The sequence below is a fragment of the Rhizobium sp. 25PS6 genome (genome assembly GCF_032464655.1).
GTDB lineage: Bacteria > Pseudomonadota > Alphaproteobacteria > Rhizobiales > Rhizobiaceae > Rhizobium > Rhizobium laguerreae.
This window is the reverse complement of record NZ_JAWDIV010000005.1, coordinates 63,691-86,938: the sequence shown is the minus strand read 5'-3', so window position 1 is coordinate 86,938 and position 23,248 is coordinate 63,691. Positions and strand designations below refer to the sequence as shown.

Sequence of the window (23,248 nt, the reverse complement as noted above, 5' to 3'; positions counted from 1 at the left end):
TGACGATTTAACGTCTTGGGATTCCCAAGGGCAAGCAAATCAGATTCAACGCTGACTTTTGGAGGTCAGTGATGGATTGCGATGCCCTTCGGGATGATCAATGGGAACGGATCAGAGGTTTTGTGCCGGGAGGGACCAAGGGTAAACGCGGTCCGCGCACGAACAATCGATTGTTTCTGGACGCGCTGTTGTGGATGGTCCGTTCCGGCAGCCGCTGGCGCGACCTGCCCGAGCGACTGGGCGACTACCGCTCGGTGAAACGGCGTTACTACCGCTGGATCGAAATGGGTGTGCTCGATGAGATGCTGGCGATGCTTGCCCGAGAAGCAGACCTGGAATGGCTGATGATCGACAGCACCATCGTGCGGGCACACCAGCATGCGGCAGGGGCGCGTAAGATCAAAGGGGGGCGGATGCCCAGGGCCGGTCTCGGGGCGGATTAAGCACCAAAATCCATGCTGCAACGGAGGCACTCGGGCTTCCGGTTCGTCTGATCGCATCTCCCGGACAGCGTAACGACATCGCCTTTGCTCACGATCTCGTCGATGGCATCCAGGCTGCCGCTACGATTGCCGACAAAGGCTATGATGCCGATCATTTGTGCGACAAGATCACTGAAACCGGTGCTGACGTCGTCATCCCGCCGAAACGCAACCGCAAGCTCCAGCGCCCCTATGACGCCGATCTCTACAAGGAGCGAAACCGTATCGAACGCTTCTTCAGCAAGCTCAAACAGTTCAGACGCGTCGCAACCCGATATGACAAGCTGCTCGCAAACTTCATGGGCTTCGTTAAACTCGCCGCTATCGCTATCTGGCTCAAATAGTTAAATCGTCACTACGGCCTAGTACGGCGCGTCCGGTCAGACGCGACGAGAACGCTCCATCACTTCAAACGCGCGCATAACCCCGAAAGCGAGCTTCGATTTTCGGGGTTATTGCGTGTGCTTGGGCGCAAGCGCGCGGAAACGGACGCTTGGTATGTGCCCATGCTTCAAGCGCTTCGGGTCAATTGTCGGTTAGGGAAGCCCGGCTCGTTTCCGGCCGCTGGCGCTTATTCGGAAGCTATTCGTCTCACGGATGGTTTCAAGCGAGAGGTAAGCGGCTTCGCTGACGTTGCCTCCGGGCAGGGAGGCGGCGCGATTTCGCACTCAATGTCTTCTGCACGACCAGCCGATCAACGACCGACCCTTCATCTCAATGGGTCAGGTTGCGCTTCTGGGCCAGCAACAGAATGTAATCGTCGGCAATGTCTGCGATGGCCATTGCGACTTCCGCCGGATCGCATCCCTCGACCTTCGTATTTGCAATGAACTGATAGACCGCCTTCTCGATCTGCTTCCGGCAGATCATCACGCGCTCATCGTAACCAAATTCCGGAATCTGCGATGCTATATCACTCATCAGGTCGGCTCCCTCACTACTTACAGTGACCATGACACAAATTATAAGTTGAGCAAGCAAATGCTTTATGAAGGGTTAATTCGTTTGGGAGGTGCGACCATTTCGACACAGGTCAGCCATCTTACAGGCCGCCCGCGTGTTGAATCAGGACATGTCAACTGCGCCGCGAGCAATCGCTTGTGTCGTATCGGGAGGCTCGTCAAAGAGGACAGGAATGTCTTAGGTCGTTGAGTTTTGTGCCGGTATTTCAATTGCGAGCCCAGGCTCATATGTCGACTTTTGAAAATCCAGACCGAATGCTGTTGGCCGACCTGTTCGGTGCAGGTCGCAGGCAGATAAGAGATACTCTTTATTTATCAATATATTACACTTCAGTCCAGCGGTCGTGTTTTGCATCGGCAACTTTTCTCCTCGCGACCGTCCCAGGATTGTTGGGCCATCGGCGGTGACCAATCTCACCGATGATGCAGGCATTTGCCGGGGTTGTTGAGAGCCCGGCGGCAGAAGTAGCTTTCGGTAGATCTTCTGTTCCCAAGTCGAAGGTAATGCTTATGCTCCTTTAAAGTGTATTCACAATAAATGAAATCGATAATTGAGTTCATCAGGATAAAATTTATCAAAAGGTAAAATTATTAATTTCAGACAATGGTTGTATTTAAAAATCAATTGTAAGACGATTAAGTTTATACATGATGGTAATCATTTGATTTGTTGTTCTTAATTGCGGCAGTGATGCTTATGAAATTCTATCGGATAGTAATCTCGAATTGATGATGATCTTTCTGCCTCCGCAATTTCATTGCGGATCCGGAAGCATCACCGAGGTGAATTGAGGCGATGGTCGAAATATTGACGGAATAGAACCCGAATTTTGCTCTTCACTTGCCGATGACGGGGGATTTTCTGATCAAACCGAACTCAACAGCGATAGTATCGCCATCCGCGGTGAAATCTATTTATGCCGATGCAGCGATAACGGCTGTCGCATTTGTGGCAATCAGCCAAAAAAGCAAAGTCGAGGACCCGCCGGGGTGGGTGACGGGTCCTCTGCTAAGAATGCTTGCACGTGCATAAGGATGATTACAGTAAAACTCTGTATTGTCACAGATCATTATTGGGGTAATTGCTTTTTTTATATCTTGTTCTCTTATTTGCTATTACTATTCTGATTAATTATCAAATTCGTAATAGAAGGTGGCGAGGTAGTCGCCACGCTGTTTGAAGTGATGGGTTGTTAAACCTTTAGATTTTTGAGCAGCCGGGCGAAAAACTGCCGCCGGCGCTGGCGCCACCAACAGATGTGTAGTCGGCAGGCATCAAGCCTCCTGCGACGAGGCCGCCGCAGAGCATTGGCCGGACCGATCGATCTCCGACAAGTGCCTTAACAATGCCTTCGTCCTGAAGCGTGTCCAACCGCCAACCAATGGGACAAGTGGGTCTATCTCTTCGAATTTCCTGAAATTCTTTCCCTTTTGTTCCTTGACTGGCCAGGCTTTGAACAATGTCCTGCGTGCGGCTCTGTCGGCTTTTGAAAGGATCAATTTGAACAGGATGCCGGAAGCAAGCATTGGGCTATGATGATAAATGTGCTTGAGTGAGGTCGCGGCGCGGCGCCAATCTTTCAATGCGGCAAATTTTGAAAATGCATAAAGATTCGCCGACGCGCGGGCGCAATTGACGACAAAAGTTGGAAGCTGTGGATTGCGGGCGATACATTGCTCCGTCACAGCCAGAAGCGATAGCGCCATTTGCGACCTGTCGGAAGACATGGCTGCTGAATGAACACGATATCCCACTAGACCCAACGGCACCGTCTCGATCTTGAAATGCTCAGCTGTACGAAGTTCGAAGTCGAAATCCTCGCATCCTCCGATACCCTGCCTGGCATAACTTGGATCGTAGCCACCGATCTTCTCAATGACTGCGCGGCGAACCATGAAGCCGCTGCCATTGCCGACGAAGCGGAATACGAGATGACGGGTGAAAATGGTGTCCCTGGCGTTCAGTGACGAACCGGATCTCATGCAATATCCCTCGGGATCGATGAGACGGTGAAGAGCATAGACCGCGCCCCAGGTGTTCGGCAGGGGATGGAGAGCCGAAAGCATTCTTTCGATATAGGTCGGATGCCACAGGTCGTCGGCATCGAGGAAGGCGATATAGTCGGATTTCGATGCTTCAATCCCAGTGTTGCGAGCCGCGGCGACGCCACGGTTTTCAGTCGAGACAATCCGGATCCTTGGATCACTCGCGGCAAAATGGCGACAGATCGAGGCTGTGTCGTCCGTCGAGCCGTCGTCGACGATGACGATCTCCAGCGCCTTGTGGGTCTGGTCGATGACAGACTGGAGCGTCTGGGCAAGGTAGTCTCTGGCGTTATAGGCGGGGATCACGACGGCCACCCAAATCCCGGACATCGTTGACATATCCATCTCCGTCACCCGAGCTTCGACGTGGGAGCGGGGGGGCGGAGATCGATCCGATTCTTCATCAGCCTGGCCACAGCGGGCCGATGGCTAACGACGATGAGCGTTCTGCCGGCGTCTTCTTTCATCGCCGAAAACACCCGCATCTCGGTATCTTCGTCGAGCGCGCTCGTCGCTTCGTCCAACAGCAGGATCTGAGGCCGGCCGGCGAGCGCGCGCGCCAGGCCTATGCGTTGCCTTTGTCCGCCCGAAAGCCGGATCGCCTCGTCGCCCAGCCATTCATCGAAGCCATACGGCAGATCGTTGATGAACTCCGTTGCGCAGGCCACGTCGGCCGCCCAGCGGATATCCTGCTCCGAGATATCGCGACGAAACCGGATGTTGTCGAGGACTGTGCCCTCCATCAGTTCAACGTCCTGACCCGACACGGAGAGCAGCTCCAGCCAGCTGGAACGGTCAATGGTTGCGAGGTCCCTGCCATCAACGGTGATCATGCCTTGGGTCGGCGGATTGAGATCGAGTATCATGTTGAGGATTGTGGTTTTGCCGGAGCCGCTCGGCCCCGTCAGAGCCGTCGTTTCGCCTGCCCTGATCGAGAAGCTGAGATCGTCAACAGCCGGGGCGTTCGACCGCTCATAGGCGAACGAGACGTTGTGGAAGACAATCGCCTCCGCCAGGCGGGTGACCGGCTCTCCTTGCGAGGTCAGTTTGATGTCATCCTTCTCCGCAAGCAGCGCCAGGACGTTTTGCAGGGACGCTTCCATCTCGTAAAGACTCAGAATCTGGGAATCGAATCCTTTGATATGCGGCTGCAGCCTGTAGAGAAGGATCGTGGCCGAGAGCGCCGCCTTGAAATCCACCGGCAGGAATTCCGAGGATAGAATGATCGTCAGGATGACACCGAACGTCAGGATTTCGCTCACAAGCGACGTCGTCGCGCCCATCCAGTCCGACCGGCGCCAAGTCTGGCCGACCTCCCTGGAAAGCGCCGCGAAGAGCTGCTGGTGGCGCTTCTCGAGGCCGAAGCTTTTGACGGCCTTGGCAGTTTGCAGCGTTGTCCAGCTCAGTTGCGTCAATGCCTCCACTGCCGCCACCGCCGAGGCTCCCACGCGCCGGTAGGCGCCGGCAAAGAAGCCTAATGCGAAATTATGGAGGACGCCGAAGATGAGCCCGAGCAAAGCGATCGGCCAGGCCATGACCACCATGCCGACGCCGAAGATCACGATCGTGCCGAAATTAACCCCCAACCGCACCAGGCTGGCATGCGCCGAAGAGACCGCATAGGATTCCGTGGCGATGACGTTGATCAGGTCGCTCCGCTCATAGTCCTGAAATCGCTGGAAAGGAATAGCCAGGACCTTAGCGTAGAGGCGATCCCGCATCCTGTCGCTAATCCGATGATTGATCGCGCTCGAGATGAGCGAGTTGGCGCATCCCAGAAAAATCCGCAGGAGGATGGAGCCGATGAGAATGCCGATCAGGACAGGCTTGGAAAGGCTGAGGTCGATGTTGCCGAAAAACGCCGGGAGCCATGCAATGGCGGAGCCGGAAACCGGGCCTTGCTGCCCGAGAAGAAAGACCAGGCTGACCAGAAGGGTTATCCCGATCATTTCCGAAAGGCCGGTGAGAATTCCGAGGACGATCATCACCGTCATCTTGAACCGCAGCGCCGGCACGAGTTGCCGAAGCTCGCGGAACCGAGCTGCCACGATCAGGTTGTAGGCGGTGGCCGGCTTGGCGGATGCAGGTTTTCGAAACCTATTCATTGTCGGCCACCCGCTGAGCGATGGGGCTGGGCGCTTCCCTGGCCGGCATGCCGGCGTATCGATCGCGGAAAGCTGTTCCGGCTTGCGGGATGACCGCGGCGAAGCGGGTTTTGGGTCGGGCCGGAGGCTTGCCCAGGGCGCGCCTCGCTATCCGTATGCCGTGGCGTTTTACCTGCCGCCATCCCTGCTGCATGCCATGGACGATAAGGCGTGAGGGGTATTTGCTCACCATCATCGGCGCCAGCTTTTTGAGCTGCGCATAATCGTCGTCGAGAAACGCCTTTTTGAAATACCAGGAGGCGGTGTTGAATTCGGCGGTCCGGATATCACGCTCAAAATGTGGATAGCGGGCGATGATCGGCGCCATCACCAAGGCGTGGGACTTCAGCATCCGATAGGCATTGCTGGACATGTTGCCCTTGGTGAAACGATAGCCGGTCAGAAAATCGGGTACCAGCGCGAAGGGCAGCGTTTCGGCGAGCGCCAGATAAAGTTTCAGATCCTCACACCCCTCGGCGCCGTTGTCGCGCAGGCCGGCGTCATAGCCGCCGCAGCGAAGAATCTCCGCCCGCGGCATCAAGGGCGTGCTGCCATTGCCGATGAAATTTTCCCGCAACAGCGGTTCGAAGATGTTTCCTTGATGCAGGACCGGGCGCGAATGGCCGAAAATGATGCCGTTTTCGTCGATCGCCGCATACCAATTGTAGGCAACTCCGTTTCCGTGGGGAAATTTCAGCACTGCCTCAAGCTGGAGCTCGATCTTGCTGGGATGCCACACGTCATCGGCATCGACAGGGGCTATATAGAAGCCGCGCGCCTCTTTGATGCCGTGGTTGCGCGCCCGCGCAACCCCACCATTGTCCTGGCGGAGAACACGGACACGGCGATCGGTCAAGCCATAGTCGCGCGCAAGATCGAAGGTGCCGTCCCGCGATCCGTCGTCGACCACCAGGATTTCGAGCTTGTCGTAGGACTGGGCAGAGACGCTTCGCAATGTTTCGACAAGCGTCTTCTCGGCATTGTAAGCCGGTATGACGATGGTGACCAAGGGGGATGCTGCGGCAGTCATGGCTTTGTCATCCGATAAAGGCTCCCGGCAGGCCGATGAGTTCAGGGAAGGCTTCAAGCGGGCGATCCCCGCGCACCTCGAAGCGCGGCAGAGCGAAGAAATTATCGGAGAAGGTAGCCTTCGCCGGCCGGGTCGTGAAGCCGACGCTATAGCCGGCAAGCGCCAGAATGCCTGGGACCCTGAAGTCTGTCCCGCCATAAGGAAGTGCGATCGATTCCACCGGGGCGCCCAGCCGGCTCTGCAGCGCGTCGCGCGATAATATGGCTTCGGCCAGCAGGGCTTCGTTATCAATCGCACTGGCTGGTGTGTGGGATGCGAGGTGGGAGCCGAAGCTGATGCCCTTTTGGTGCAATTCCTGAATTTGCGACCACGACATCAGCGGTGCAGGTTCTCCATGGGCGGAATCCCAATCTGACCGACCGCCGACCTTATCGGTCACGACGAACACGTCGGCGCTGAAATCATTCTCGGCAAGGATCGGGTAGGCGTTCGTCTGGAAATCCAGATAGGCGTCGTCGAAACTCAGCATCACAGGCCGGCCCTGGATCGGCTTGCCGCTGCGCAGAAGATTTGCCAGGTTCTGCGCGGTCACGCTGTAATAGCCCTGTCGCCTCAGGAACTGCATCTGCTTGCGGAAAATCTCCGGCGGCGTGCGGAAGCGCCGGAGTGCAGCGGGGCCGTCTTCTGCGATCCTGTGATACATCAGAATGGGAACCGAGGTGGTCACCTCCGTCTTCCATGCCGCCTCGCGCGCGATGCCCGCCGGTCCGCAGATAATGTGCTTTGCCACATCCGTATCCAATGGGGCTCCGTGCGCTTCGATCCGCAGGGCGGGATCGGCCACGGCACCTTTCCTGAATCGGTGGATGGCGTAAAGCTCGGTGTCGATCGTCTCTTCCAAGGCGAGGCCGGCCTGCGCGGCAAAAACCCGTTTTATCGTCTCGACACCGAAAGGATGGCCCCAATCGAAACCGGTTCGGCCGGGTTCGTCCTGGCGGATATGCGCGTGGGCAGTGATTAGGTAGCCGTCCGGCTTCACTGCTGCGGCCATCTTCCGGCAGACGGCCGCAAGCATCTCCTCATCCTTCATATAGTAGAGGACTTCGGAACAGATAACGAGATCCTGCTCGGGCGGAACATCGCTTTTGACGAAATCGAGAACACGAAGCTCGACGTTACCATGGTCGCGGCACCGCTTGATCGCCCTGTCGATCGCGCGCTGGGAAATATCGGTGGCCGTCAGCCGACCGACCTTTGGCGCCAGCTTCTCAGTAAAGATTCCTTCGGCGCAGGCGAGTTCGAGGGCCTTTTCGATCCCTTCCGGGATCAGGCTCAACGTCTGCGCATATTTGACTTGCTCGTAGACCGAGATGTAATTCCACGGATCCGGGCGTTCGAACATATGCTCCCAGTATTCCTCTTCCGACTGAGTGGGAGCAGTCTGTTTTCTTTTCTCCGACCTTGGCTCGGGAGAATTTCGAAACGGCGGTGCCAGTCGATGTTCGAAATCCCGCAGGATTTCGGAAATCCGGGCGTCATTGTCCTGTTTGTCGCCGGACGCTGTGGCAAGGAGGGCATTGCGTCCGACACGCACCAAAAACCTTTCGAGACGCCCTCGCCGCCGGCCGCTTTTGATGATCAGTCCGCCGAAGGTCCTGTAGCCGCGCAATGCCTCCCTTGTCCAGGAGCTGGCATAGGCGAGTGCGTGGGGCGTTTGCAGATGCTCGTCTGCCTGCATCTCATGCATGATCAGCCTGATCTGCGCCCGGATCGAAAGATCGCCCCAGAATGGCCCGACAAAGGAGCCGACATGTTGTCCGCCGGACATGGCGTGCATGACGAGCGTGTCTGATGGTTCGGCCTTGGGGATTCGCGAAAGCGTTTCGAGCGCGACACTGACCACCTGGACATTGCCAAGCGTGAATGACCGCAAAGGGTTTGCGGCGGATATGTGCCAAGAAACGGCGTCAATGATCTTGCGCCCAGCGCCAGGCATGGAATGATTCTGAATCAGCTGGATGAGCGAAAGGAACGTCGGTCGCCATTTATCGAGAACATCGATGAGACCGTCTGCCCGATCGATAAAGAGCCCTGTCTGCAGGCCATGGAGGATTACGCCGGCAAAAAGGTTTTCATAACCCGCGGCGTCCGGTATGTCAGGCAGAAGCGCTGCAAGAGCTGCAATATCCAAAGCCGGATCGAGCTTGGCCGCGACGACCCAGGCGAGCATGCGCAGTTGGCTGACGGGAGGCGTGATCCAACCTGTCTCCGGCCCCCCGGCCGACAAGCCCTCCTGCATCTGCAGCGCCTGCGCTTTCGTCGTCACGCGAACCGCGTCGCGCACCAGTTTGACCGGATCGCCGGACAGCGAACCGGCCTTCATGCGATAGAATGCGAGGCACTTGTCCACATGGCAAAATTCGGCGCCTGCAAAGGCCATGCGGAGCCAGAGATCCCATTCCTCGCCGGTCTGCAAGGTTTCATCCATGCCTTCCAAAAGCTCGAAAAGGCTTTTGGGAAAGACGACCGTATGGATGGCAAGGGCGCAGAAGGAGGAGAATTCGCGCTTGGCGGCATCTCCCGTCAAGATGGGAGCCTGTTCTACCCGCAGCAGCCGGCCGCCCGGAGCAACGCGACGATAATCGCAATAGGCGAGAACAGGTGGAGATGCATCCTCTGCCACCGGCTGCATGTTTTCGATGAAGGTCGGATCCAGCCAGTCGTCGGCATCCAGCATGCAGAGCAGGGGAGCGACCGCAAGGCGTGCAGCGTGGTTTCGCGCCGCGGCGGCGCCGGCATTCGGCTGACGGGCGAGGCGAATACGGCTATCCGTTCTTGCTATGCCCTCAAGCACCTCCCAGGTGCGGTCGGTCGAACCGTCATCGACCACGACCGCCTGCCAGTTCGATCGCGTCTGCTGCTGCAGGCTGGCAAGGCATTCGGCAAGCGTATCGGCTGCATTGTAGGCGGGGATAAGGAATGAAATGTCAGGCGTCGCGGCGATTACCATGCGGGCCTCTTCCATCGCCGCAGAACGTATAGAGCGCCGTTTACGCTTCCGAGCATTTCCTGCTTCAAGAAGAAGTCATGCGACGTCGCGCCTTTGCGCAGGCGTTTGCGGAGCCGTCCGGCATAATATTTCGGAAAGGAGATGAGGATGCGCCTGAGGTTGCCGCCGTTTCCGGTATTCTGATACTGGACGAGCAGCGCCGCGATATGGCCGCTCATATATTGGTAGATCTGTTTGGCGAGCCCTTTCATATCCTTGCGATGAAAATGCCAGGATACAGCTGTCGGCTCGTAGCGGCAGACATGGCCATGATGGAGAAGCCGGTTCCAGTATTCGGAATCGCCCGAGCATCCGGCCGCGCCCATATCCAGGCGGACATCGAACAGGCCGATCTCCTCGAAGACCTTGCGTCGGAAGGCCTGACTTGCGCCGGCTCCGATCGTCCAGACCGGAGCGCCGTAACGCCTGTGTAGGCCATAGAAATCCTGATCGAAATCCTGCCGCAGATAACCCCTGCCAAAGCTCCAATGCTTTTCGAAGATAAATTGTGCGGGCGTTGCAAGTTCTCCGGGAAGAACCAACCCGGTTACGCAGGCGATCTCCGGCAGATCGAACCCCTTCATCAGGTTTTCCAGCCAGCGCTCGTGGAGGACGACGTCATCGTCCGTAAACGCGACGAATTCGGTTCTCGCCGCACGAACCGCAGCGTTGCGCGCATAATCCAGCCCGACCCGATCTTCACGGACATAGGTTGCGCCCGATTCCTCCACCACACGACGTGTCGCATCACCGGCGGAGGCGTTATCCACCACGATGATCTCGATGGGGCCGAGCGACTGTTTGGGGATCGAGGCCAAGCACCGACGTAGCTCCTCCGGCCGGTCCTTGGTGCAAATCAGAATGCTGACATCGCGGTTGCGCACCGGGGTTTGTGTGACATGACGCGCATGCTCGAGGGTCTCGGGCCGCACGATACGCTCGGCGAGTGCGGCAGCCGTCTCTGGCCTTTCGATATAGGTCTGTCCGACGGGAAGACCATCCGACAGAAAGACCACGAGCCCATCGGAGATCGGGGGCGAAACGGCATCGAGACGAGAGGAGGCGAGATCGAGATAGTGAATCGGTACGGGAAAACTCATATCCTTCAGATCGGACGGAATTGCTTCTCGCATCATCACTCTCTCAATCGCACCGTGAACATACGCCGCGCGCATCCAAGACGCGAGTCTCGAAAGCCGACATGGTTTATTCCGCGGCGTGCCTCATTTGGTCCCTGAACCAGTCGAGAGTCATCGCCACGCCCTGTTCGTAGGTGATTTTGCACGACCACTCGGGCATGACATAGTGCGCATTGGTCAAATCCGGCCGTCTGTTCGTGGGGTCCTGCGGCGGTGACGGTTCGAAGACGATCGGCACGCCGCCAACAAGTCTGGAGACATATTGCGCGACTTCGAGAACCGAAATCTCGCGATCATTGCCGACGTTCAGAGGCCCCTTATAGTCGGTTTCATTCATCCAGAAATATCGCGCGAAACCATCGACAACGTCATCGACATAGCCCCAGCTGCGAGACTGAAGGCCGTCGCCGAACACGGTAATCGGCCGGCCCGAAAGCGCCTGGGTGATGAAGTTGGAGACTGCGCGGCCATCGTCGGACCGTGTCCGCGGGCCATAGATGTTGAAGGGGCGAACGATCTTGACGTCGAGCCCCTGGGTACGCTGCATCTCGAACAGCAGCGACTCCGTGCATCGTTTGCTCTCGTCGTAGGATGAGCGAGGTCCGGTGCAGTCGACCTGGCCCTTATAGGATTCCGGCTGCGGCGACACCAGAGGATCGCCATAGACTTCGGAAGAAGAGGTGAAACCGAAACGTCCACCCTTCTTCAGTAAGTCGAGCAACCGGAACGCCCCGAGAAGATTGGCGGAAATCGTCCTCTTCGGCTCCTTCATGTACCACGGCGGCGATGCGGGGGATGCAAGGTGATAGATTTCGTCGAATTTATCCGACGTCTGCAGCGTCTCGACGTCGGATTTCACGAAATGGAAACGGGGGTCTCTGATGTGCGCGATATTTTCGAAAAGCCCGGTCCAGAGGTTGTCAACAACGACCAGCTTCTGAATGTCCGTCCTCAGCAAAAGTCGATCACACAAGTGGGATCCGATGAAGCCAGCCCCGCCAGAAATCAATACGCTTTTCATTGCATTGCGCCTCGTGACTTGAGAAATGTGCCTGTTTATTAGCATCGCCTGTAATGCATGGCAATTATTTAGAGGAGTTCTAAGAAATACTCACTCATTAATGTTAATCGTTAAATGTACCTACTTTAAGGTGATTGTCGCTGCCGATGCCGCGCTCGATAACGAGCGACCGCACCGGACCGGATACTACAGATGAGCGTTGCGCGATCATCACGACCTGCCCTATCTCGACTATCCGTGCCATGAGAAGTCCGCCCCATCTGCGGGTACGATCGAAGGAAACCGCATGGTTTCGAGAACCTATCCGACGCGTTCCGGATACAGAGCTGAGGTTGCTCATCGACAAGCAGGTCGCTCGGCGGCAACCGGGATCCTTGATGTGCTATATTTTCGAAAGGTCCAGTGTAAACATTGTCAACAACAACCAGTTTCCGGACAGCGCTTCCTAAGTAGAAGTCGGTCACAGGCGATCCAATGAAGCCGGCTCTGCCAGAAATTGATACGCTTCTCACATCAACGCGCCTCATTACTTCAAGATATATTATTGTTATTACAGCGATTGAACGTTTGGTATGGGCACGAAGTCCGGGGTTGGATCGGACTTTGGTCTGAATTTTCCGCGCGCAGAAACGATCGTCGTCGTCTTTTCAAGCGCCTGGACAACGCTTTAACACATTGGATCTACCTCATTTTTCTTGAGCATAGATTCCGATTTTCGGGCCGATACGCGCGCATCGCCCATAAGGTGTGGCAATTGTTTAGGAGATCCTAAAAAATCTAGTCGGCCATACGCAGATACATGGAATGTCACGCCTTCGTGGTGCCGCTCGGCTGTTGCTGGTGACCGCACAGGCTTCTGGCACTGGGCGGCGGCACCTGGTTTCTCGGGACCGCCAGCCCGGTTCCACCGTGGCCGTTCTGGCGCTTCTGACCGGCTTCGTGCTGCGCATCAAGCCTTGACGATGAGGTCAGCCCTCCGGGGACGAGACAAGCCGGTTGGCATCGAACTGGGCGGCGACCGGAATGATATCCTCACCTGACGTCGCGACATTGACCTCACGATGAACCGTGCGTGGGGAAATGCGAGGCGCGCTCAATCCCATCACCTCGCCAGGAGAATGCAGCGCCCATTTCATCAGCGCCGCTTCGGACGTCGATCCGAGGAAATTTGCTTCTTCCCAGGAAGCGGTCATGGGCAGGGAGGCGATCATGTTCGTGCCCTGCTTGGAGGCCTGGTGTGCAACAAGGCCGGGTTCGAAGCGGGCATAGGCTGGCAATGCAGACGCCGGTTTCTCCGGAAGGACATCAATTGGACCGATCGACGCAGTCTCTATTTTGTCATCCATATCTGCGTTGTGCTCCAGGGCGGGCGGCCGCGTCGCTGGTATCGGAATCGGGAAAGATGGAACATCCCCAGCGGACCGTTTGTCATCTCGCGGGGTGGCGCCGGTCTGCAGCGCGAGCGCATTCAATGCACGGCTTTTCGGCGTGGGCAGAAGCGCCGTCACGAGTTTATTGTCTGTGGTATCGCCGTTCGACCTGGTCGACGCGCTCACGTCTTCGTCTTCTCCAGCGATGCTGGCGATCTGGATTGAGCTAGGGCTGCCGCGTTTCCTGTGATTCGCAACCGCCTGATTATATCCAGGCAGAGGCCGGCCGTCGGCCGGAAGATGTATCGTCTGCCCATTCGGAAATATTCGGGCGAGTTCCTGCCGGGACATGCGGGGCCAGGCCCTGACGTTGCCGACGTCGAGATGCACGAAGGGCGATCCCGAGGTCGGATAATATCCGACACCGCCGACCTGCATCTGCATTGCAAGCGCACGCAGCGTCGAAAGCTTCACGCCGGGAACGTAGAAATCCATCGCCTTGCCCAGCATGTGCTGGCTCTTCTTGGCGACGCCCGTGCTGCGCGAGCGGTTGCGGAGCATGTTGTTGGTGGTGGGCGAACGATAGGCGGAGACGATGTGGATGTAGTCCTTGCCGCCGCTGCGCTTGTATACTTCCCAGACCAGGTCGAGCAGTCGGGGATCCATCCGGGTCGGCTCGTTCCTTCGCCAGTCGCGCAGAAAGCGATTGATCTGGGCGAGGCCCTTCGGATCGAACTTTCCGTCCCGCTTGTAGGTAATCGTGGCCCTCTCGCCCGTATGGGTAAAGAACAGCTTCAGGGCACGATCTTCCGCCGAGGCAAATGATGCGGAGCCGACAAGTGCCGGCAGCGCAAACAGAGCCGGCAGAATGGTCTTTGCGACGAACCGTTCCGCACGCGACACGACCGTGGCAATTCCGCCCAAGGCTCCGCCCGATAATCCTTGCACTGGATACTTCAACACGAACAATTCCGTCCTACACCAAACACTCGACGGCGTGCGGGAATCTCCGCATCCATCACGCTCAGTAAAGCCAGCTTATGGTCAATAAATTGCTAACGAGTGGATGCGTGAGCTCGGCGGATTGAGGATGCGGATCATCCCAAGCGCAGTCCGACCCTGCGCCCGCGGGAGGAGAGCATCGAGCGCATTGTGTGCTGCTCTGAAATCCCCGCCGCTCTGAAACGGTTACAACCGCTCCCGACCTTCAGTCTCCCCGAACAGGTGACTTCAACTCCCGCCTAGCGGCTGACCAGAACATGCATCGACCTTAAGCCCGGATCAATCAATAGGGCAGGCCAGCTGGGAATGAGGCATCCGATGCGTCGGAACTGGAAAGGTTCGCTGAACAAACTCCAGCTCTATCCTCAGAAGTTTGGACTATCCTCATGGCCCTCCAACTCAGGGCACCCCCTGATGTTGCCGAAACCGATCGTTCGCCGGTCGCCCGATTCATCCAGACCACTGAGCACGATGATATTCTCATCCTGCCGGTCGGCAGAGCATGTGTGATCCATTCGGTCATCGGCCCGGTGGCGGGCCAGCCATGCGAGGAGACCTTACCGTGAAACCCATCCTGATCTCCGTCACAGCGCTGCTGATGTCGACCGGACTGGCGAGCGCAGCCGAGCCGATCGTCGGAAACTGGAAGACGACGCTCGGCGACGCCGCCGCGATCGAGCCGTGCGGCGGCGGTTTCTGCATCACGATGAAGAGCGGCAAGCATACCGGCGAATGGCGACATCGGCGTGCGCGGCCTCCCGACGGCGGCGGTCGACGTCTCGCCTCTGGATGTGCTCGAGGATATTCACGCGACAGATGGCGAAGTGCTCGCCGGAAGTCGACTCCTTCGCGTTGAACGCCGTGTCCTACGGTTCGTGTAACCGTAACATACTTCCCTTCTCACCCCCGAAGGCGCACCAGATACGTGCGGAGAGTTTCTCCGACGATCAATCGTTCACGATGGGGGTAGCATGTCGACGAGAACCAGACTGTTAGGAGGGGCGCTGGTCGCGTTCCTGGCGCTCACCGGGGCGGCCCGTGCCGATACCATCAGCTTCGCCGACGCGGTGAGCACGCTCGCCAACGACTGCGGATCCGACATCAAGAAGTTCTGCAAGGGCCTGAACCTCGGAAGCGGCCGCATCCAGAACTGTCTCGAGGCCCATGCCGCAAAAGTCTCGCCGACCTGCACGTCGACACTGGCGAGTGTCACCACCTCGATCGAGCAGCGCCTTGCCGCCCAGTCGTCGTTCACCGCGATCTGCAAGCATTACGTCGCGCAGTTCTGCAGTGGCGTGGTGGGCGAGGGCAACATTCTTTCCTGCCTGAACAAGGCGACGCGCGTGAACGAAGGCCAGTGCGGCCAGGCAATCATCGACGCCGGCTGGCGGTGAACGATGTTGAAGGGACACAGGATCATGAAGAGCTTTCGACTTGCAACGATATTTGCCGCCGGACTGCTGCTGGCACCCGGCCACCCGTTCGCACAGGAACTGAGCGGCTCGCAGGTGGTGCGCACGCTCGGCAGATTGCAGGGCGGGGCTCCGGCCATCGACCTCGCGTTGCTTATGGAAGAAGTGGCGGCGAGTGCAGGCAAGGGCGTCGCCGCGCTTCCCGACTGGCAGAAACTTTCGAAGCTGTCGCAGCTCATCGTCGAGATCGACTTCGAGAACGACTCCATTGCCATCGAACCGAAATCCTATCGCACCGTCGGCATGATCGCCGACGCCCTGCATCATCCGAACCTGTGGCGCTACAAGTTCCTTGTCGTCGGACACACGAGCTCGACGGGTGACGCCAAGCACAATCTGGACCTCAGCCAGAAGCGGGCGAACGCAATCACGGAGGCGTTGTCGACGACCTTCGCCATCGCCCCGGACCGTCTGTTCGCGATCGGCGTCGGCGAGGAGTGGCTCGTGGATCCGTCGAACCCGCAGGCCGCCGATAATCGTCGCGTCCAGCTCGTGAACCTTGGTCTCGTGAAGTAGCAAAAAGGAGAATTCTCCATGAAACGCCATATACGGATTGGCACTCTCGCCGTAGCCTGCCTCGTGTCGTTCGCGGGAGCGGCGCAGGCCGAAGACGCGATCACGGCCCCCGCCGCCAAGACCATTGGAGCGACCACGGCCACGAAGATGGTGCCGTCGCTCGCCGTCCTCAATTCCGGCGGGGCGACGCTGGTCGATGGCAAGCTGACGATGACGGGCGTCACCCCGAACTCCATCGTGTTCGCCGACCGTCCGGTACGATCGGCCGGACATGTTCTCACGATCGAGTTCATCAAGGAATGGGACGAGGGCAAGGACAGCTTCGCTGTCGACCCGCCGAACGCGACGATCTCGGTCATGAGCAGCGATGGGACGGCGGTCGAAGATGCGGTCGTGGTCCTGACCAAGCCAAAGCTGGATGGCGGCACGCTGACCTTTGACGTCAAGGTTCTCGAGGGGGAGCTCACAAAGGCTAATGGACCGGCTTCGCTTTTCATCGACATGTTCGTGGCGCGCGCCGGAATGGGGCGCGTCGGCGTGGTTGGCGTGGGTGCGGTCGGCTTCCACGGCGGCTGGTATGCGCACCCTGCGGCCCGCTACGGCGCCGCGGTCGCGACGGGCGCGGCCATCGGTGCCGCGGCGGCCTCCGCGCCATACTACTATCACCCCCCTTGCGGCTACTATCCGTATCCGCCCTGCTACTGAAGTCGGGAGCGGCACATTGCAATGGAACAGGGGAGAAGCAGTCGAGGCAGATGGAAGTCGGCTGCTGGCGTTCTTGCCTCCGTCCTCCTGGCGTATCTGCTCGTCTGCTACCTGGTCATGCCGGAGCTGTGGATCTTCCGCGACCGGAGCACCGTTGCCGATCTCAGCCGGATGGTCACCACGACCGGCGACGACATTCCGGGCGACCCGATCAACGTCGGCGTCGTCGGCCCGCAGCAGCAGGTGATCAAGGCCTTCGCCGCCTCGGGCTGGGATCCCGCCGACAGGATAACGTTGCTCTCCTCGGTTGAAATCGGCCTGAGCGTGGCGCTTGATCGGCCGGATCTCGATGCACCCGTCAGCCCGCTGTTCTTCGACGGCCGGAAGCAGGATCTGGCTTTCGAAAAGTCTGTCGGGCGTAGCGCTGACGAGCGCCACCACATACGCCTCTGGCAAACGGCGACCGTCGGCGCCGACGGCCAGCCGCTGTGGCTGGGCTCCGCGAGCTTCGACCGCGGCGTCGGCGTCAGCCACGACACCGGGCAAATCACCCACCATATCGGGCCCGATCTTGACGCCGAGCGCGAACTGGTGATCGGCGACCTCAAGGCCGCCGGGGAGATCTCCATGACCTACGAGCGCGCAGGCGTCGGTGCGACAAGAGATGGTCGGAACGGCGGTGGGGATCCGTACTTCACCGATGGTCGAATCCTTGTAGGGGTGCTGCGATCGGCCGAAAAGCGATAGGATTGGCGACAGCGGGACAAGGGCGAGGGGAGCGACCGCATGCGGTGCTCGACCGCAACGGGCTGGTCCAGCACCGCAAGCGACGGCGCAACAGAGCTATTGGAACGCCACTCTCCCAACCTCGCCAACCCAACGACCTGTGGTGCGCCGATTACAAGAGCGAGTTCATGCTCGCGGACAAGCGCTACTGATATCCATTGACGGTCACCGGGCAGGCCGTTGGAATCAAACAGGTCGAAGACCACATATGGCTCGCAAGCTTCATGGATTACGATCTGGGATACTTCGATGACGAAACATGCAGGCTCGAACCACTGCCGAACCCTTTCGGCTCAAAAGTGTTACCTATGTCTCAGGAATAAACCGTAACCCATGTGTCCAGAACGGACCTCAGTTTAGTGGCGCACCCGACAGGATTCGAACCTGTGACCTTTGGAATCGGAATCCAACACTCTATCCAGCTGAGCTACGGGTGCATGCCTAAGGCGGTTTGAATCGCCTGTCCGATGGGTGGTTCTTAGCCTAGCTTGCGGCCGGCTTCAATCGCGAAATTCTCAGAATTACCGGTGCTTGCAGTTTGGCGGGTGTTTTTATCCGTCAGCGCCGAGGACCGTTGCATAAAAACTCCGCCGGCCTTGCGGGCGGCGGAGCTTTGTTGTCGCGGCTGTCGCCTTACGGCGGTCAGATCTGCATGGCGCCGGGGCCGGGGATGGCCTTTGGCGGCACCTTGCCGAGGATGATCATGCCGAGGACTTCGTCCTTGGTCACGTCCTCGGTGCGGGCGTGGCCGACGACCTGGCCGTTCTTCATCACCGAGACGCGGTCGGCGAGGTCGAAGACGTCGTGGATGTCGTGACTGATGAGGAAGATGCCGATGCCTTCCTTCTTCAGCTGCTTGATCAGCTCGCCGACCTGCGCCGTCTCCTGAGGGCCGAGGGCCGCCGTCGGCTCGTCCATGATCAGGATGCGGGCATTGAAGAGGATCGCACGGGCGATCGCCACCGATTGCCGCTGACCGCCCGAAAGCGCCTTCACCGGCTCCTTGAAGCGCTTGAAGTTGGGGTTCAGCCGCCCCATCACCTCGCGGGCCGAGGCTTCCATCGCGACGTCGTCGAGCGTGCCCCAGCGGGTCTTCAGCTCGCGGCCGAGATAGAGGTTGGCGGCGGCGTCGACATTGTCGGCGACGGCGAGCGTCTGGTAGATCGTCTCGATGCCGTATTTCTTGGCATCGCGCGGATTGCGGATGTCGGCGGGCTCGCCGTTGATCAGGATCTCGCCGCCATCGCGCTTGTAGGCGCCGGAGAGGATCTTGATGAGCGTCGACTTGCCGGCGCCGTTGTGCCCGAGCAATGCCACGACTTCGCCGGGATAGAGATCGACGGAGGCATTGTCCACGGCGTGAATGCCGCCGAAGGAGATCGAGATGTTTTTCAGTTCCACGAGGGGAGTGCGTTGATCAGCCATGTTTTGGGCTCCTCTCACTTGGCACGGGAGCGATAGACGGTGTCGAGCCAAACCGCTACGACGAGGACGGTGCCGACGACGACGCTCTGCAGCGGCGTGTCGACATGCGCCAGCACCATGCCCGATTGCAACGACTGCATGACGAGCGCGCCGAGCATGGCGCCGGCGATGGTGCCGGTGCCGCCTGCCAGCGACGTTCCGCCGATGACGGCGGCGGCGATGGTGTAGAGCTCGTCGAGCGTACCCTGCGAGTTCGTTGCGGCGTTGAGGCGGGCGGTGGAGATCGCCGCCGCGATGGCTGCGAGAATGCCCATCAGCGCGAAAATGCGCACGGTGACCCAGCGGGTCTTGATGCCGGCGAGCTCGGCCGCTTCGGGGTTGCCGCCAATCGCGAAGACGTAGCGGCCGAAGCGCAGCCTTGTCGCGATGAAGGTCATGATGATGCCGACGACGATCGCGATCAGCACCGGCACGGCGATGCCGTAGGGGATATCCAGGCCGGTTTCGGGCCAGGGAATATTGTTGGTCTCGGCATATTTCTTGGCGATGTTGATCGGCCAGTAGTAGCTGTTGGCGATCCAGACCGCGCCGAGGATGAGCACGCAGCTCAGGACGGCGAGGAAATATTCAGCCCATATCGGCCGGCGTGGGAAACCGAAGCGGCGGCGCTGCCGGCGCGAGCCGACGATGCTGGCGATGACGAAAAGGCAGGCGCAGATGCCGACGATCCAGCTCCAGGTGGCGCCGATCGAGCCCTCAGCACCGCCGCCCATAATGCGGAAGGTCTGGTCCATCGGGGCAACCGTCTGGCCGCTGGTGACGAGCCAGGTGGCGCCGCGCCAGACGAGCAGGCCGCCGAGCGTGACGATGAAGGAGGGAACGTTGAGGAAGGCGATGATGATGCCCTGGAAGGCGCCGATCAGGCAGCCTGCCGCCAATCCGACCAGCAGCGTGATCGCCCAGGTGAAGGGGCTGTCGAAGCCGATATATTCCGGCAGGATCTTGGCCTGCGTCACGCCCATGATCATGCCGCAGAGGCCGAGCACGGAACCGACCGACAGGTCGATGTTGCGGGTGACGATGATCAGCACCATGCCCGTCGTCATGACGGCGATGTCGGTGGTCTGGACCGAGAGGTTCCAGAGATTGCGCGGGGTCAGGAAGAGGCCGCCGGTGATGATGTGGAAACCGATCCAGATGATGATCAGCGCGCCGATCATGCCGAGCAGACGCGTGTCGATCTCGGTGGCGCGGAAGAAGCGGGTCACCAGATTGGCTTCCGCCGCTCGCGGTCCGCTTGATGTTGTGGATTTTACCATTTCGGCCATGGGTTTGCCGTTCCCCCACTTTGTTTGGACGGATGCGCCGTCGTGCTAGAGGCTGCCATCGGCGTCATGCGTCTGTTCTTCAACTCACCATCGCGATGCTTCCGGAAGCCGGTCGCGTGGCGTTGCGACACCCTTCCGGCAGGGAATGAAAACCCGCGATGGTGCGGCGAGGCGGAGAAACTTCGTCGATCGAATTCTCATCCGCATCCGGCGCCGCAACGGTGTTCCGCTGCGGCGCCGGCAATTTCAGTGCAGAGCTTGCTTACTTGCAGGCAGCGACGCTGTCGGCCTTCACGCCCTGGCAGGCTTCAGCCTTGGAAATCCAGCCGGCGTCGATGACGACGTTCAGGTTTTCCTTGGTGATCGCAAGCGGCTTCAGGAAGACCGACTGCATTTCGACGCCCTTGGGGCCGCCCTTGAAAGCCTGGGCGCCGTCGATGTTGCTCATGTCCTTGCCGCCGGCGAGGTCGAGTGCGATTTCAGCGGCGCGTTGGCCGAGTTCGCGGCTGTCCTTCCAGACGGAAACCGTCTGCGTGCCGAGAGCGATGCGGTTGAGCGCTGCCTTGTCACCGTCCTGGCCGGAAACCGGAACGGAGCCGGCGAGGCCCTGTGCGTCGAGAGCAGCGATGGCGCCACCGGCGGTGCCGTCGTTCGAAGCAACAACGGCGTCAACCTTGTTGTTGTTGGCGGTCAGGAACTGCTCCATGTTGCGCTGAGCGTTCTCCGGCAGCCAGCCGTCGGTATAGGCCTCGCCGACATTCTTGATCTTGCCGGCATCGATGGCGGCCTTCAGGACTTCCTGCTGGCCCGAAAACAGGAAATCTGCGTTCGGATCGGAAGACGAGCCCTTGATGAAAACGTAGTTGCCTTCCGGCTTGGCCTTGAAAACGCCTTCAGCCTGCAGGCGGCCGACTTCCTTGTTATCGAAGGTAATGTAGAAAGCAGCCGGGTTTTCGATCAGGCGGTCATAGCCGACGACGGGGATACCTTCAGCGGCGGCCTTTTCGATGGCCGGGCCGATCGCATCGGAGTCCTGGGCGAGAATGATCAGCGCGTTGGCGCCCTGCGAGATCAACGATTCGACGTCGGTAAGCTGCTTTGCGGCAGAAGACTGCGCGTCAGCGGAAATATATTTGGCACCCTTGGCTTCGAGAGCCTTCTTGATGGCGGCTTCGTCCGTCTTCCAGCGCTCTTCCTGGAAATTCGACCAGGAAACACCGACGACGAGATCGGCAGCCATGGCAGCGGTATGCACGGAAACGAGGATGGCAGCACCGGCCATCAATTTCAAAATAGACTTCATAATGTCCTCCCGAGTGGATTGCGACCGGCCCAGCCCATGCTTCCTCCGGCCACGGCGAAAAGCTGTCGAGAAAGGTTTGGATTTTTTTCTCGACAGTCGAGAAATTTAGTGTCAGAGATTTTTTCAACTGTCAACACGGCACTGCCGGCTTAATTTCCTTGCGAAACACCGGCTGGAGATGCAGTGGAAAGCCGAGGGCGGAGTAAGCAGGGGAGAGGGCGGCATTCATGCTGACCAAGTCGAGCACGGAGCTGGTCCGGCAGCGAAACAGCGTGCTCGTGCTGTCTGTGCTGCGCCGCCACGGTGCGCTCGCGCATACCGAAATATCCGATTTCACCCGGCTTTCGTCGGCCACCATTTCGGCGATCACCACTGAGCTGGAAAAAGCCCAGATCATCGAAAAATCGGAACAGCAGCCGGCAAGCGGCCGCGGCCGGCCGCGCGTGCTGCTGCGCCAGCGGCGCGATTGCGGTTATCTCATCGTCGTCATCATCTCCTCGGATGCGGTGCAATATTCGCTGGTCGATTATGCCGGCAAGCTGATCGACCGCTTCAGCGAGGAACGTTCGCATGATCCGGCAGGCGCCGTACGCTTCGTCGCGGCGGTGCGGGCCGGGCTTTTGCGCATTCTCGATCGCTCGAAGATCAGCCAAGAAAAGGTGCTGCTGATTTCGATCAGCAGCAAGGGGCTGGTCAATTCCACGGAGCCGGTTCTCGTCTGGTCGCCGATCTTCGGCAGCGACCAGATCGATTTCGAATCGGCACTCCGGCCGGATTGGCAGGCCAAGGTCATCCTCGACAACGAGACGCTGCTGGTCGCAGCCGCGCTCGGCGCGCGTGAAGAGATGGTGAAGGGCGCCGCTTTCCGTTCGCTCGCCGCCCTTTCGCTCGGCCATAGCGTCGGGCTCGGCATCGTCAGGCGCGGGAACCAGACAGGCCAGGAGATATCGGCGCCCAATTTCGGGCACATGCTGCACGTGGCCAATGGTGGACTCTGCCGCTGCGGCACCCGCGGCTGCATCGAGGCCTATGCCGGTTTCTACGCGATCCTGCGCAGCGCCTTCGAGGTGCCGCTCGATACGATCCCGGCAAAGTTCGTGCCGGTGGCGGAACTGGACAAGATCGCCGCAAAGGCGCGACAGGGTCACCGGGTCCCCGCCTTCGCCTTCCGCCAGGCGGGGCTGGCGCTCGGCAACGGGCTCTCGCGCATGCTGAGCCTGACGGAGCGCATGCCGATCGCCATCACCGGGCCGGGCACGCGTTATTACGACCTTCTCCGGCAAGGGATCGAAGAGGGTCTGGGGCAATCGCATATCGTGCGCATGGAAGGCATGCCCGAGATCAGGGTGGTGGCCGACGAGCAGATCCTCGTCTTCGAAGGACATCTGAACCGGGCGCTGTCGGTGATCGACGAGGATATCGTTGTCTCGGGCGTTCAGGGAGCGGATTGAGGATGCATCGCTGAGGA

Annotated in this window: 19 protein-coding genes, 1 tRNA gene and 1 pseudogene; 9 read left to right on the top strand and 12 right to left on the bottom strand. The window is 59.2% G+C overall.

Features of this window, described 5'->3' with window-relative positions:
• Positions 1–71 precede the first annotated feature (71 nt).
• Positions 72–826, top strand: a protein-coding gene (locus tag RWK44_RS08985; RefSeq protein ID WP_376775281.1) for an IS5 family transposase whose coding sequence is annotated in 2 segments (ribosomal slippage) — positions 72–408 and positions 408–826 — 756 coding nt in all. Because the reading frame shifts where the segments join, the coding sequence is not laid out codon by codon here.
• A 370-nt stretch (positions 827–1,196) separates the two neighbouring features.
• Here the strand turns inward: RWK44_RS08985 and RWK44_RS08980 are convergent.
• The 7 genes from RWK44_RS08980 to RWK44_RS08950 all read right to left on the bottom strand — a co-directional run bounded on the left by RWK44_RS08980 (position 1,197) and on the right by RWK44_RS08950 (position 11,873).
• On the bottom strand, positions 1,197–1,403 hold the full coding sequence (locus RWK44_RS08980) for a hypothetical protein (protein ID WP_003542083.1): 207 nt from the start codon (positions 1,401–1,403) through the stop codon (positions 1,197–1,199).
• Between the two features lie 1,316 nt (positions 1,404–2,719).
• Positions 2,720–3,844, bottom strand: coding sequence for a glycosyltransferase family 2 protein (locus RWK44_RS08975; RefSeq protein WP_222000747.1), 1,125 nt, complete (start codon positions 3,842–3,844; stop codon positions 2,720–2,722).
• Positions 3,841–5,595, bottom strand: a complete 1,755-nt coding sequence (locus RWK44_RS08970) for an ABC transporter ATP-binding protein (protein WP_131666901.1) — start codon at positions 5,593–5,595, stop codon at positions 3,841–3,843. Before RWK44_RS08970 ends, RWK44_RS08975 begins: the two co-directional genes overlap by 4 nt.
• The gene (locus RWK44_RS08965) at positions 5,588–6,664 is read right to left on the bottom strand and encodes a glycosyltransferase family 2 protein (protein WP_222000748.1); all 1,077 of its coding nucleotides are present in this window, start codon (positions 6,662–6,664) and stop codon (positions 5,588–5,590) included. Before RWK44_RS08965 ends, RWK44_RS08970 begins: the two co-directional genes overlap by 8 nt.
• Before the next feature lie 7 nt (positions 6,665–6,671).
• Positions 6,672–9,674: a trifunctional glycosyltransferase/class I SAM-dependent methyltransferase/polysaccharide deacetylase gene (locus RWK44_RS08960; protein ID WP_222000749.1), complete on the bottom strand. Its 3,003-nt coding sequence runs from the start codon at positions 9,672–9,674 to the stop codon at positions 6,672–6,674.
• A complete protein-coding gene (locus tag RWK44_RS08955; RefSeq protein ID WP_222000750.1) occupies positions 9,668–10,888 on the bottom strand; it encodes a glycosyltransferase family 2 protein in 1,221 nt (406 codons plus the stop codon). The genes RWK44_RS08960 and RWK44_RS08955 overlap by 7 nt, the downstream gene beginning before the upstream one ends.
• Before the next feature lie 31 nt (positions 10,889–10,919).
• On the bottom strand, positions 10,920–11,873 hold the full coding sequence (locus RWK44_RS08950; protein WP_131644878.1) for an NAD-dependent epimerase/dehydratase family protein: 954 nt from the start codon (positions 11,871–11,873) through the stop codon (positions 10,920–10,922).
• A gap of 804 nt (positions 11,874–12,677) precedes the next feature.
• Between RWK44_RS08950 and RWK44_RS08940 the strand changes: the two genes are divergently transcribed.
• Positions 12,678–12,833 carry a hypothetical protein gene (locus RWK44_RS08940; RefSeq protein ID WP_222000751.1) on the top strand — a complete coding sequence of 52 codons (156 nt, stop codon included), beginning with the start codon at positions 12,678–12,680 and terminating at the stop codon, positions 12,831–12,833.
• A gap of 8 nt (positions 12,834–12,841) precedes the next feature.
• On the opposite strand, the gene RWK44_RS08935 is transcribed toward RWK44_RS08940, so the two are convergent.
• A complete protein-coding gene (locus tag RWK44_RS08935; protein WP_316028696.1) occupies positions 12,842–14,212 on the bottom strand; it encodes a DUF882 domain-containing protein in 1,371 nt (456 codons plus the stop codon).
• 631 nt (positions 14,213–14,843) lie between these two features.
• On the opposite strand from RWK44_RS08935, the gene RWK44_RS08930 reads away from it, so the two are divergent.
• The 6 genes and pseudogenes from RWK44_RS08930 to RWK44_RS35120 all read left to right on the top strand — a co-directional run.
• Entirely contained in the window at positions 14,844–15,101 is a 258-nt protein-coding gene (locus RWK44_RS08930; protein ID WP_246644887.1) for a hypothetical protein, read from the top strand.
• A gap of 115 nt (positions 15,102–15,216) precedes the next feature.
• Positions 15,217–15,639, top strand: coding sequence for a cysteine rich repeat-containing protein (locus RWK44_RS08925; protein WP_025395584.1), 423 nt, complete (start codon positions 15,217–15,219; stop codon positions 15,637–15,639).
• A 24-nt stretch (positions 15,640–15,663) separates the two neighbouring features.
• Positions 15,664–16,233: an OmpA family protein gene (locus RWK44_RS08920; protein WP_316028695.1), complete on the top strand. Its 570-nt coding sequence runs from the start codon at positions 15,664–15,666 to the stop codon at positions 16,231–16,233.
• An 18-nt stretch (positions 16,234–16,251) separates the two neighbouring features.
• A complete protein-coding gene (locus tag RWK44_RS08915; protein WP_316028694.1) occupies positions 16,252–16,938 on the top strand; it encodes a hypothetical protein in 687 nt (228 codons plus the stop codon).
• A 21-nt stretch (positions 16,939–16,959) separates the two neighbouring features.
• The gene (locus RWK44_RS08910) at positions 16,960–17,685 is read left to right on the top strand and encodes an LssY C-terminal domain-containing protein (RefSeq protein ID WP_222062771.1); all 726 of its coding nucleotides are present in this window, start codon (positions 16,960–16,962) and stop codon (positions 17,683–17,685) included.
• Between the two features lie 38 nt (positions 17,686–17,723).
• Positions 17,724–17,873 (top strand): annotated as a pseudogene (locus RWK44_RS35120) (IS481 family transposase); the annotation flags it as partial.
• A gap of 211 nt (positions 17,874–18,084) precedes the next feature.
• On the opposite strand, the gene RWK44_RS08905 reads toward RWK44_RS35120, so the two are convergent.
• From RWK44_RS08905 to xylF, 4 genes are all read right to left on the bottom strand, one after another.
• Positions 18,085–18,161 (bottom strand) — tRNA-Arg (locus RWK44_RS08905).
• A gap of 205 nt (positions 18,162–18,366) precedes the next feature.
• Positions 18,367–19,149 (bottom strand): ATP-binding cassette domain-containing protein, encoded by a 783-nt coding sequence (locus tag RWK44_RS08900; RefSeq protein ID WP_003542059.1) that lies wholly within the window; start codon positions 19,147–19,149, stop codon positions 18,367–18,369.
• A gap of 14 nt (positions 19,150–19,163) precedes the next feature.
• The gene (locus RWK44_RS08895) at positions 19,164–20,477 is read right to left on the bottom strand and encodes a sugar ABC transporter permease (protein WP_168257936.1); all 1,314 of its coding nucleotides are present in this window, start codon (positions 20,475–20,477) and stop codon (positions 19,164–19,166) included.
• 262 nt (positions 20,478–20,739) lie between these two features.
• Entirely contained in the window at positions 20,740–21,780 is a 1,041-nt protein-coding gene (gene xylF / locus RWK44_RS08890) for a D-xylose ABC transporter substrate-binding protein (RefSeq protein WP_316028693.1), read from the bottom strand.
• 227 nt (positions 21,781–22,007) lie between these two features.
• Here xylF and RWK44_RS08885 point away from each other — a divergent pair, with 227 nt between their 5' ends.
• Positions 22,008–23,231 carry an ROK family transcriptional regulator gene (locus RWK44_RS08885; RefSeq protein ID WP_316028692.1) on the top strand — a complete coding sequence of 408 codons (1,224 nt, stop codon included), beginning with the start codon at positions 22,008–22,010 and terminating at the stop codon, positions 23,229–23,231.
• The last annotated feature ends 17 nt before the right edge of the window (positions 23,232–23,248 follow it).